Source organism: Neiella litorisoli (assembly GCF_014773395.1).
Lineage (GTDB): Bacteria > Pseudomonadota > Gammaproteobacteria > Enterobacterales > Neiellaceae > Neiella > Neiella litorisoli.
This window is the reverse complement of the sequence record NZ_JACXAF010000009.1, coordinates 173,489-184,088: the sequence shown is the minus strand read 5'-3', so window position 1 is coordinate 184,088 and position 10,600 is coordinate 173,489. Positions and strand designations below refer to the sequence as shown.

Annotated in this window: 15 protein-coding genes; all 15 read left to right on the top strand. The window is 48.2% G+C overall.

Annotated elements, in window-relative coordinates; translation table 11 throughout:
* Nucleotides 1–1,321 (top strand): VWA domain-containing protein (locus IC617_RS08990; RefSeq protein WP_191144668.1); only part of this gene is annotated, 1,321 nt, incomplete at its 5' end.
* Nucleotides 1,321–1,698 carry a hypothetical protein gene (locus IC617_RS08985; RefSeq protein ID WP_191144667.1) on the top strand — a complete coding sequence of 126 codons (378 nt, stop codon included), beginning with the start codon at nt 1,321–1,323 and terminating at the stop codon, nt 1,696–1,698. The genes IC617_RS08990 and IC617_RS08985, both read left to right, overlap by 1 nt.
* 590 nt (nt 1,699–2,288) lie before the next feature.
* Nucleotides 2,289–3,416 carry a DUF7146 domain-containing protein gene (locus IC617_RS08980; RefSeq protein ID WP_191144666.1) on the top strand — a complete coding sequence of 376 codons (1,128 nt, stop codon included), beginning with the start codon at nt 2,289–2,291 and terminating at the stop codon, nt 3,414–3,416.
* 78 nt (nt 3,417–3,494) lie between these two features.
* Nucleotides 3,495–3,866, top strand: coding sequence for a hypothetical protein (locus tag IC617_RS08975; RefSeq protein WP_191144665.1), 372 nt, complete (start codon nt 3,495–3,497; stop codon nt 3,864–3,866).
* A gap of 10 nt (nt 3,867–3,876) precedes the next feature.
* A complete protein-coding gene (locus tag IC617_RS08970) occupies nt 3,877–4,857 on the top strand; it encodes a YfbR-like 5'-deoxynucleotidase (RefSeq protein ID WP_191144664.1) in 981 nt (326 codons plus the stop codon).
* Nucleotides 4,854–5,099, top strand: a complete 246-nt coding sequence (locus IC617_RS08965) for a hypothetical protein (protein ID WP_191144663.1) — start codon at nt 4,854–4,856, stop codon at nt 5,097–5,099. Before IC617_RS08970 ends, IC617_RS08965 begins: the two co-directional genes overlap by 4 nt.
* Before the next feature lie 321 nt (nt 5,100–5,420).
* Nucleotides 5,421–5,771: a hypothetical protein gene (locus IC617_RS08960; protein WP_191144662.1), complete on the top strand. Its 351-nt coding sequence runs from the start codon at nt 5,421–5,423 to the stop codon at nt 5,769–5,771.
* 79 nt (nt 5,772–5,850) lie between these two features.
* On the top strand, nt 5,851–6,333 hold the full coding sequence (gene radC / locus IC617_RS08955) for a RadC family protein (RefSeq protein WP_191144661.1): 483 nt from the start codon (nt 5,851–5,853) through the stop codon (nt 6,331–6,333).
* 79 nt (nt 6,334–6,412) lie between these two features.
* The gene (locus IC617_RS08950) at nt 6,413–6,787 is read left to right on the top strand and encodes a hypothetical protein (RefSeq protein ID WP_191144660.1); all 375 of its coding nucleotides are present in this window, start codon (nt 6,413–6,415) and stop codon (nt 6,785–6,787) included.
* 220 nt (nt 6,788–7,007) lie between these two features.
* On the top strand, nt 7,008–7,277 hold the full coding sequence (locus tag IC617_RS08945; RefSeq protein WP_191144659.1) for a hypothetical protein: 270 nt from the start codon (nt 7,008–7,010) through the stop codon (nt 7,275–7,277).
* 72 nt (nt 7,278–7,349) lie between these two features.
* Complete coding sequence (locus tag IC617_RS08940) at nt 7,350–7,700, top strand: hypothetical protein (protein ID WP_191144658.1); 351 nt, start codon at nt 7,350–7,352, stop codon at nt 7,698–7,700.
* Nucleotides 7,697–8,062 carry a hypothetical protein gene (locus tag IC617_RS08935; protein ID WP_191144657.1) on the top strand — a complete coding sequence of 122 codons (366 nt, stop codon included), beginning with the start codon at nt 7,697–7,699 and terminating at the stop codon, nt 8,060–8,062. The genes IC617_RS08940 and IC617_RS08935 overlap by 4 nt, the downstream gene beginning before the upstream one ends.
* Complete coding sequence (locus IC617_RS08930; RefSeq protein WP_191144656.1) at nt 8,046–8,456, top strand: hypothetical protein; 411 nt, start codon at nt 8,046–8,048, stop codon at nt 8,454–8,456. The genes IC617_RS08935 and IC617_RS08930 overlap by 17 nt, the downstream gene beginning before the upstream one ends.
* Nucleotides 8,457–8,594: 138 nt before the next feature.
* Nucleotides 8,595–9,020, top strand: a complete 426-nt coding sequence (locus IC617_RS08925; RefSeq protein WP_191144655.1) for a hypothetical protein — start codon at nt 8,595–8,597, stop codon at nt 9,018–9,020.
* 115 nt (nt 9,021–9,135) lie between these two features.
* Nucleotides 9,136–10,143: a hypothetical protein gene (locus tag IC617_RS08920; protein WP_191144654.1), complete on the top strand. Its 1,008-nt coding sequence runs from the start codon at nt 9,136–9,138 to the stop codon at nt 10,141–10,143.
* Nucleotides 10,144–10,600 lie beyond the last annotated feature (457 nt).

Here is a 10,600-nt window from a genome sequence, read left to right as displayed (position 1 = left end):
TGGTGATGATGAATCGGACTCAGGCGATGATTCAACTGGCGATGATGAATCGGACTCAGGCGATAGCTCAACTGGTGATGATGAATCGGACTCAGGTGATGATTCAACTGGCGATGATGAATCGGACTCAGGCGATAGCTCAACTGGTGATGATGAATCGGACTCAGGCGATAGCTCAACTGGTGATGATGAATCGGACTCAGGCGATGATTCAACTGGCGATGATGAATCGGACTCAGGCGATAGCTCAACTGGTGATGATGAATCGGACTCAGGCGATAGCTCAACTGGTGATGATGAATCGGACTCAGGCGATGACTCAACTGGCGATGATGAATCGGACTCAGGCGATGACTCAACTGGTGACGATAACGAATCATCGCAGGTGTCGATTCAAGAACTGATTAAGGCAGTCTTGGACGATAACGGTCAGTCGGGTTGCGAAGACATGCATGAAGCGGTTCGTGCATTGTTGGAAGAACTGGACGCTGATATCGAATCTGATCCGGAAGCGGAGATGATTATCGAGCCGATGATGGGTCGAGAGTTCAATGTTGGATCTGGTCCAGTCAGTCATGATGTTTGGTTGTCTCTGTCGAGTAAGGTGCGTCATCCACTGCAGCGAGCGCTACTAGACATTGGTCGTGTGAAAGTGTCGCATGATCGTCGAGGTACGCAGATTGATCAGTCCCGTTTGGTAGGTATTCAAACAGGCAGTGATCTGAACGTGTATCGCAGTGAAGCGCGCCGCACAGCGCCGACTACAGCAGTAAGTATTGTTGTAGACCGCTCAGACTCGATGAGTTGGCTAACACCTGCGGAAGAAGAAGCTGGCACCTTGACCAAAATGCAGCATGCCAATACTGCAGCGCTGGCTTTATCAATGGCCATCGATAAGCTCAAAGGGTGCACTTGCGAAGTAGGCTATTACCCATTCTACACCGGCGGAGATTGTCTTCATGTGGCGAAGAGTTTTCACCAGAAAACAAATCACCGTAAAGACATGTTTCGAGTGCCCGCGGGTTCTGATACGCCAACTGCTGAAGCCATCAGTGGAGCATTAATGCGCCTACTGAATCAGCCTCAGCAACGCAAGTTGATGTTTGTACTGACCGACGGTTCACCGAATGATTGGATGACCACTCAAAAAGCAATTGAACATTGCCGATTGATGGGGGTTGCGGTGATCGGTATCGGAATTCAGACAAATCGGCTGGCAGGCTTTGAGGACTGTGATTTTGTGAGCGTCAATGATGCTGCAGATTTACATATCGCGGTTCGAGAAGCATTGCGTCAGAAACTGTTCGAGGTGGCTGCATAATGATTTTAAAACGATGCATCGTAGTCGTCATGTATATGGTTGCGGGCCATTTATTGTTATCGGGCAACGGTTTTTGGTTGTTCGGACTGGCAGTAGGAGCTATAGCCAGCGTGATGTTCGATAAATGGTTTTGTAAATCACTTCACGGCGAGCAGTTGGTTTTGTTTGGTCGTATGTTGGAGCTCAATCGCCTTTGGCGAAAGTCGCGACGACACAATTGGCAAAACAAACAGATCATGCAGTTAGCTACCATGACCGACCAGTTATGTCAGTGCTTAGAACCTGATGATCGACCAGTGATATGGGACTCCATGAATCACTCGGTTGATGAGATGGTGAAAAAGTATTGGGAACTGGCTTCCAGACACAGCCCATAGGCTGTCTTTAATGCGTTTTCTCTTTTGAGAACGCATTTCCAAGCATCGAACGACGGTATTTGGAAATGCGTCGATGACGTAGACCAGTAAATCAACCTTCAACATTTGATATGCCTTTAGGCGTGAGAACATCTTGTTCTTGATCTGTGTTGATTGTCGGTGCAAGACATTGGAGACCTATTCCATGCTTGCTCGGTTTGGTGAGACTAGAAAATTCACCAATTGACCTGCTAGCAGGCAAACCCACTCGCAGCACTTCGCTGCATAACCCTATGCGGGGATACATTGTTCAATCTCCGTAAGGGGATTGGTGTGTCTTCGCAAGTTCTCTTGGAGGAGACAACCATGATTGAAGAAATCATTTCAATAGACGGCCTTTGGGTTCGTCGAGCATTAGTTCAGTTGTTGCCAGATGGTACTAAACGTCTGTTAGCAGCTCGAATAATTAAACGGCCTTGTCGTTCTTAACAAGCTCATTAGGCAGCGCTCTTCGTGTTGCCTGTTATCTAGGTTCACAGGAACCACCCAAGTTTCTGTGCGCGGATGCTTCGGTGGTTCTTGTGGGCTATCGATCAATCGAAGGAGAAGTTATGGACAGTAAGTTTGACAAGGTCAAAGCACTGGTCAGCAAAGCTGGTTGGCGAACTATTTTCGGCGCTTATGCACGAATGGAGCTCGCTATCGAGAAGGCTGACAAAAACCCTAATTGTCCCGGTCAAGTACCTTGCCCAATTACGGGGAAAGGAACGACAAAATACCGTTTGTTTCCGGACTGGGAAACTACGGGGGAGGGCTTTCACAATGACTTTGGCCGTCGTTTAGATGGCTATGAGTTAATAGCTGAGTTCGAAGGCAGCATGCCCAGAGCGTTGGATGCAATTGCAGACATCCTGGGCGGCGATCTTTCATCGGTTCGTTCAAGTGATGTGGCTAAGGCGAAGCAAAACAAACCGGAGCGAAAGCCAGTGGACGTCAATCGCGGCAAACGGCAGCTTCGGATGTTACGACAAACGGCAGAGAAATGCTTACCGGCAAAAGATTCTCCGCTGGTGGCGAAATATCTCGAGTCGCGCGGCTTGAAGGGCGATGTGTCAGCATTGCCTGACTGTCTGATGTTCAACCCAAACCTTTATCACAAGTCAGACGAAGGCAAGGTGAGTTATCACCCTGCGCTACTGGGCTTGTTTACAAATAGTGATGGCGGTTGGGTCACACTTCACCGGCACTACATGGCTGCTGATGGCTCAGGTAAAGCGCCAGTTGATAATGCGAAGAAACTCATGCCAAGTCCGTTTGGTATCAGTGGCAATGCTATTCGACTGGATGCTCCTGCGTTCCATCAAGAGTGTGGACTGTTGGCGGTGTGCGAAGGGTTAGAAACAGCCTTGGCCGTTCGAGAAGCAACAGGACTACCAACGTGGTCATGTTATTGCTCGGATGTGCTAGCGCTTGTTGAGATCCCCAAAGAAGTCACTCATGTGATTATTTGGGGCGATCATGATCGCTCTGGTGCAGGACGACGTGATGCCAATAAATTGGCTGAGCGTCTTCGGGCCCAAGGTACGCATGTTCGAATTCTCATCCCTGAACACGATATTCCAGAAGGTGAGAAAAGTGTCGACTGGCTCGACATGTATCGCTGGTATGGAAAGTCAGTTTTCCCTTACTACATGCAACCACAGTTTCAGGTCTATACAGGCGCGGAACAAGTTGCATAACCACCCACTCGGGACACATTTCGAAATTCCCGTAGTGGGGATTGGTGTGTCTCCGAGTTAATACTGGAGGAGATATTCATGTTAGAGGGTAAAGATATAACGTGGCGCAGCGCAGACGAAATCATTCGCACTGGAGAAGCGCTTTCAGCCGATGCGGTCGAGGTTCTGTATGACAAACTGAACTCTTGTGTCAACCCATCGCAACTTGAAGAAGCTCAAGCTGAAAACGATGAGCTTCAAGAAAAGGTCGAAGAGCTTGAAGATGATGTCTACCAGCTGCAGCAACAGCTTAAAAACGCGCCTGCGAACAGCGGCCACGCTTCTGTGCCAATTGATGTACTAGAGCAACTGTTGGCGTTGGTGTCCGATAAGCTGGAAGATTCGCTTGAATCGCGCAGCATAGTCATCACCATCAACGAAGCAATTCGCCAAACGCAGCGTGGGCACTAAGGAGAAAAATATGAGTGGTTTTTTATCTTTGGCGCTTCGCCAGCGTCATATCAAACGCTGGGCCTTGATGGACTGTGTTCATGATGAATCAGTACTGGAACATTCGGCCATGGTTGCAATTTTGACGGTGTTAGTCGGACAAATTGCACGTAAACAGGGTAAAGACTTGGATATCACTACGATGGTGGCACATGCGGTTTTGCATGATGTACCGGAAGTGATTTGCCAAGATCTCATTGCACCAATCAAGAATGCTAATCCGGGTATAAAGCGCGAGTATGGCAAGCTTGAAACCGAAGCGTGTCATACCGTGTTAACAACCCTTCCTGTTGCTATGCAAGAGCAGGTGGCATTTTGGTTCGCCCCTGGCGGTATGGAACAAGAACTGGTGAAGGCATGTGATAAGTATGCAACGCTCATCAAGAGCGAGCAGGAAGTCGCAGCTGGCAATCAGTTTGAGTTTGCCGATGCGTTGGCTAAAACACGGCAGTTGGTAGAAGAACTCTGTGTGCAATATCCGGAGATAGCGGAATTGCATCAGCTTCTTCATCGAACTGAACGCTGTGAGCTGGACTTTGGTACTCAGCAGTCGCTTGAGCACTGTGCAACGAGTTTACTGGCAGCATTGCTAGGTAGTTTGGTTTGGCAAGGCATGCAGTTAGATGCAGTGGCTAGTTATCTTGTCTATGTGGCAACCTCGCAAGTGATAGCTGATGAAATCGACTGTGAGGCAGATCCGACTACAGCGTGCTTTAGCAAAGCCATTCTGTTGTATGCGGATCACGTGCTCTGTGCCAAAAATGCAACGTCGTACCGAGGTACTCAACAAGCGACCAACCAAAAGTTGAAAGCACGAGTACTTGGGTACCGCGAATTGCCGCACGGTCAGTCGTTATCGACACTTGCGTTGATCTTCAGTGACTCCATAGGTTTGACTGTCGATCAAGTGCTGAAACAGCCAGTGAACACTTCATTGGAGGCGGTTTCATGAGAGTACCTTTACCGGAAAGCTTACTGAATGTGCCGACAGAACAGCCCTTGCCGAAGCGACCCGATCGCATCAAGGATTACGAACCGACAGAGTTTGAATTGCATCGCATTCGAAAATGCATGGAAGAATGTCGCTGCTCGGAGTTATCAGACAATCAGATGAACTGGATGTGCTATGTGCTCATTCCGACCATTATGAAGTATGGCCGTTATCCTATCCCCGACCTCAAAGTTGTGGTCTAACCCTGAATTGTTCGGTTGATGGAACATCACAAATCAAATTGTCTCTGACAGTTGATTTGGTTCCTCGACCGGCAATGCCAAAGCGCATGTCTATCGTGCTTTTTGGCATTGTTATTCCTCCCTATTTCCACCGTTACTGATTCTTCAATTTTTATTGAGTTAGTAGCACCCCGCACCTGCTTAGTCTTTAAGTATTGGTGCACCTTCCACCTATCAGGTGAGACTTTGTTCCTCTTGATAGGGGTTCGTTGCGTCTCCGTTTGCCCTGATAGTTCAGTTTGAATTGATCTGTAGGCAAACCAGATCTCTGGAGGAGACGTTATGCGGAGTTTTTTACCGCGAAAGCTCCCAGAACAGCGCGAATGGCTGTACTGGAACTTCGAGCGTTACACCAGCGACCACCCATCGTTGGTAATGGCTCGTCGAGTCGGAGAGTATCAAGATCGCAAGATCTTAGCGGCTCTCGAAGAAAATGGCAGACGCGTTGTTGTAATGGCGTTTGATAACAAGCGAGTGGTTTGGTTGTGGCACAACGGTCGTTGGGCTGGCGTCAATCAACTCGAAAACAATCTATCTGTGCCTATGGCTGAGTTTTATGCCAAAGAGCAGATGGAACAATGGGTGGCAGCTGAACAGAAGTTAACTCCTGAGCAGTTTGCGTTAATCGCCTAATTACCCCAATACCCAAAAACCCGCGCAGGGATCACTAATCCCTCGGGGTTGGTGTGTCTTCTGCCGGTATGGAGGAGACATGTTTGTAGAAGAAAGCGCTGGCCAATACTCGATTTCGGGCACTGTAAGTGCTGATGAAGTTTTGAAATTGGCTAATCAGTTGGTCAAAGAGAGACTCGCCAAAGGACAGGAGATCGATTCAAGTGTGGCTGCGATTGCATATTTGCAAAAGCGCATGGCAGAAGCGTCTCGGGAAGTCTTTAGCGTCCTATTTTTGGACTCTCAACATAGGATCATCAGCCTTGAAGATATGTTCTTTGGGACAATCGCTGAGGCGAGTGTGTACCCACGAGAGATCGTTGCTAAAGCAATTGAGTTAAATGCTGGCGGCGTGATCTTGACCCACAACCACCCCAGTGGTGTCCCTGAGCCGAGTCGAGCTGATCTCCGCATTACCGAGCGTATCAAAGAGGCGTTAGCCTTGATTGAGATAAAGGTTCTGGACCACGTCATTGTGGGATCAGAAGGAGCAGTGTCGTTTGCGAACCGCGGCTTAATTTAAAACCCCATCAGGGAGACTACTTATCACCCTGACGGGCTGGTGATGGTCTCCCCCATTTTGTTTCTTGGAGGAGACAACCATGAATAAACCGGATTTTAGACTGGTTCTAGTAACCGTTTTTATTGACGGTAAACAACTGAAACCTGGCAGTGAAATCATCACGCGCCCGGATAGAAGTGGTCTTTCCGTGTATATGGCTGCCAACAATTCTTTTGTTGGTGTTGCAATGCATGATGAGATCTACAGAAAAACCGCTCGGTCTATTCCGAAGTCCAGTCTTGCTGGATTTGGCGTGATGGATTTCAAAGTCATTCCGTCGACAAGTAAGGGTTTTGATGTAGCTATCAGAACGCCTGCTGAGCAAAAAGCTCGAATCGTCTTAGGCGTTTCGAAAGAGCTTGCTGTAACGGCCAAAAATCTACTCTGTGAAGAGTTAGGAGGTCGCCCATGCTAACTCAGCCAATTGCGATGGATTTTGCGTTGCAAAGCCATGTTTTAAGCGGGCAGGGAAGTCTTTCTCAAACACAAGTTGTTATTGAGCGCTCTCAGCGAGATATGAACTATTGGATGAAGGTATCGGATCGACACCCGTTTGATAGTTACATGCATCGCGCAGCAATCGAGAGAGCGTCAGCTCATGCGGTGACCATCAGTACACTTGGAGGGCGCTTGCAATGAATTGGTTGATTTATTGTTTGAGCCGCCAAATGTGGTGGAAGCCGGGTTGTTATGGATATACGGACGATCTGGCAGAAGCGGGTCTGTTTTCGAAAGAGCAGGCTGACAGCATTGCGAGGGATGCCAATGTGGTGACCGAGAACGAAGTCGCTTTGCCAGAGCATTTGGTCAAGCAACAGAGTTCCGAGCCGCCATTGCTCGTGTCTGAGCTCATTGAATTGCAAACACTGCAGCAGGGTGAGATCGCTGCTCGGTTCGTTTGCTAAAACCCCATGGGGACTTTATGAAGTGCCCTTGGGCCTTTGTGAAGTCTCCTTTGTTCTCTTGGAGGAGACATCATGAATACTGCATTACATCTACCTACAGCCACTTCGATAGCGACGACATTGAGCCGTTGTGTTGATTGGTTCCGCGAAATATTTACAGAGGATTTTGAATCGGAAGATTTGGAGTTCACGGTCGTGGAAGGCTCAACTAATCTTCGATTAGAGCAGTGGGAGCGCGTTCAACTTAGCGCTGACTGGCTGTACTTAACCGGCGATGTAGAAAAAGGCTATTGGATGAATCGGCGATTAACCCAAATCGCTGTATTTGTTCAAGGCCGAACTTGGGTCTATTGCTGCAGCAATTGCTACTCGTTTCAGGACCTCATTTCTAAATGTTATGAAGAAATGGGAGGACAGAGATGAGCAACGTGATTCAATTAATTGCCGAATTAGCGACATTGGAAGGAGACATTGCGGTGTTCAGGGCTTGTGATCGATTAGAGCTGATGGCGCCGCAGGATCCGTTTGAATTGGTGCATCGTTTCGAATCGCTAGGATTCGCTGCTGGTCAAACGATTCCAGAACTAAGTGATTCGCAAGTCGTTCTGGTGAATGACGTTTTGGATCATATTGGCTTGTTCTACGACAAGGCGAATGCTGAGTTCTGGCACGCTTTCAGTGAAGGGCAAATGGACCGAGTGGCCAATCAATGCCCAAATCAAGATCAGCACCAGCATTGTGTGGTCGAAGCATGCGAGGAGTGTGGTTATGCGCTCGTTGAATAAGCGACGACTCATGGTACTTGCAGTTGCCATCGCAGCCATTGGTTTGCCGTGTGCTGCTTATGCCTCACCTGCCGCTATCAATACCTCGTGGCTTGGTGCTGGCGCTATTGTGGTTTCAGCGATTGTCGCTGCCACCATCCCGCACTTGACTCGTTACTTCATTGGTAGACGTCAAGATAAACGTGCCGAACTAGAACGGAAGCTGAAAGATGCATTAAATGATCTTCAGTACTATATGGCGTTAGAGCAGTTCTATGTTCGACACCTAAAGGAGCAAACAGGGGAAAGTTACAAGAATCGAATCCGCCGTGAATTGATGGTGGAAACCGATTTGGCCTTAAGCGGACGATTTGATAGGAATCGTATTGCTCGAACCCTGGATAAACTCACATGAATACCTCTTGAAGCGACTAGAATTTCTTAGTCGCTTTTTTTTTGCGTAAACGACAGCAAATGGCATGAATAAACCCCATAACTGACCTGTTTTTAGTTCCCCTAGCGATACTATTACGTGGTGTTATGGAGGGTAGCCATGAAATTGCTACGGGCACTGCTGGTTGTTGGGACACTGTTGCCAACGATGAGCGTCGCAGTCGAAAGAGTCATCAACTGGGAATGCGACTTGGTTGATACCAATACATCGTTTGGAGAGGGCAAGCATGCGCTGACTCTGGCTGATCGAAATATTACGTTACATTTAATCACGAACACAAAAGTGGAAAAATCGTGGATTTATAAAGTAGTCCAAGCCGATATTGATGGGCGGCTCCGAGCCTATCGTGTCCTGAATAACCGATCGGAAAACACTCGGTTAGGCGGCGAGCTTTTCATTACAGGCGTTACCAAAGAAGGGGCCACGGTGATGATCTCGTATTCGGATTCAGACAAAACAGCGGTGGGTATTGCAACAGGTAGTTGTAAGCGGCTCGCTGCACATTTTTCGAACCTAAAATCATAGCGTTTTGACTAGCTTAATAGCCTATAGACGAACACCTGTTGATTTGATAAAACCTGTTAACATATTTGTTGAGACAACGTTTACATTTCGAAAAAAACGGAGGCATGGATAGGATATGAGTAGTGTGCATCCTGACATTAGTGTCTCGTCACGGGTCTCATCTGTTGTAAAAACCGAAGGCATGGACTTCTCGCCAGCCTTGTATTCCGCAAATGTGGAAACCTTCAAAGAAGCATTGGCAAAACACCCCGAATACGAATCGCTTGCTAATGAATATCCTGAGCTTCGAAATCTAGTGGAGCAGAACCTGTTTCGGTTAGATAGCAAAGAACTCATTCGAAATCGTGAACATCCCTATCAGATAGTTCGTGATCCCGAACTGCTCAAATACATGAATGAGGCGCCCGAAGTATTTCAGCTGATGTATGAGTGGCTGATTAACTCCGCGGTGATCACCGAAAGTATGGGAATGGCGTTATTCATCAATGAGCATCAATGGGACGTTGATAGTGAGCTGGTCAGCTGGACTTACATAGAGCCCGTTACAACAGCTATTGCTGCTGTGTTGGGTGATGGAATTGAGTTTAAGCAATTCAGAGCGACTGTGGCTCGCCGCGAAAAAGGTGGTTATACGCTGCTTGGGTGCGCGAAAGGCTTCTTATTGACTGGGGTAGGCCAAGCAGGAACGCTTGAGCAAATTACCAGCGTCTTGGCCGGACATTGGCGCACGCAAGCTGTTGGTGATGCATTGAAGAATTTGTCGGGCGACATGCTGGCCGGTAACACGATGATCGTGGACCGACTATGGCTGGCGAAACGCTGTGAGAGTGCAACGGTTCGGCGAGCGATATTGGACTTGCAATTGTCGCTGCAGTCATCGAAGCAGTTCGGGGTAGACAGTGACTCGAATAGTTCAATGAAGTTGCAGCTGCCCTCTATTGACCGTATTTATATCGCCATTCGCCAGCGGCAAGCGACGAATATTCGAACATTCCCCTTGGGAGAGCCTGCGCCATTGGTTAAGTCTCGGATTTATGACTTTGTAATGGAGTTCAGATCGACGTTGCCAGACAGCTTGCAGGGGCGATTTGAACCCCTGTTGATGAAAGAAGATTCGAATTAGCTATCAAGTGTCGGGTAGACAGTGCGCGGTATCGTAGTGCGCTGATGAAGCGGTCGTGCATCAGCGGGCACGTGTTGACTTGATGCATGAATCGCTTCGTTCCGCAGGCGTAGTAGATGAGTCACGATCTCTTGTTCATAGGGCACCAATAAAACCCCGCCCCGATAACCTAAGCGCCCCGTTACATTGGAACACCAAAATCGGCGGGACATGTGCAAGTATAATTGGATCTGATAGCGCTCTTTGAGGCTGTAGTAGCCTGAGAATTTGCGACTTTTGTATTCGCAAACGATCCAAGACCAGTGGAATGGATCGAAAAACAGCGCATCTGGCGATCCAATTAAGCCACAACTCCTTAACGTGATTTTCGAACGGGATCCCCCTACATCAGAGCCCACAAGCAGGCAATACCAAGGCACACGAAAAAGCTGGCGTATCCGGTAAGTTCGGATGTGAG

Coding starts and splice junctions, on each gene's coding strand:
- IC617_RS08930 (WP_191144656.1), top strand. CDS start 8,046: ATGCGCTCGTTGAATAAGCGACGACTCATGGTACTTGCAGTTGCCATC.
- IC617_RS08970 (WP_191144664.1), top strand. CDS start 3,877: ATGAGTGGTTTTTTATCTTTGGCGCTTCGCCAGCGTCATATCAAACGC.
- IC617_RS08980 (WP_191144666.1), top strand. CDS start 2,289: ATGGACAGTAAGTTTGACAAGGTCAAAGCACTGGTCAGCAAAGCTGGT.
- IC617_RS08950 (WP_191144660.1), top strand. CDS start 6,413: ATGAATAAACCGGATTTTAGACTGGTTCTAGTAACCGTTTTTATTGAC.
- IC617_RS08975 (WP_191144665.1), top strand. CDS start 3,495: ATGTTAGAGGGTAAAGATATAACGTGGCGCAGCGCAGACGAAATCATT.
- IC617_RS08985 (WP_191144667.1), top strand. CDS start 1,321: ATGATTTTAAAACGATGCATCGTAGTCGTCATGTATATGGTTGCGGGC.
- IC617_RS08940 (WP_191144658.1), top strand. CDS start 7,350: ATGAATACTGCATTACATCTACCTACAGCCACTTCGATAGCGACGACA.
- IC617_RS08945 (WP_191144659.1), top strand. CDS start 7,008: ATGAATTGGTTGATTTATTGTTTGAGCCGCCAAATGTGGTGGAAGCCG.
- IC617_RS08935 (WP_191144657.1), top strand. CDS start 7,697: ATGAGCAACGTGATTCAATTAATTGCCGAATTAGCGACATTGGAAGGA.
- IC617_RS08920 (WP_191144654.1), top strand. CDS start 9,136: ATGAGTAGTGTGCATCCTGACATTAGTGTCTCGTCACGGGTCTCATCT.
- IC617_RS08925 (WP_191144655.1), top strand. CDS start 8,595: ATGAAATTGCTACGGGCACTGCTGGTTGTTGGGACACTGTTGCCAACG.
- IC617_RS08965 (WP_191144663.1), top strand. CDS start 4,854: ATGAGAGTACCTTTACCGGAAAGCTTACTGAATGTGCCGACAGAACAG.
- radC (WP_191144661.1), top strand. CDS start 5,851: ATGTTTGTAGAAGAAAGCGCTGGCCAATACTCGATTTCGGGCACTGTA.
- IC617_RS08960 (WP_191144662.1), top strand. CDS start 5,421: ATGCGGAGTTTTTTACCGCGAAAGCTCCCAGAACAGCGCGAATGGCTG.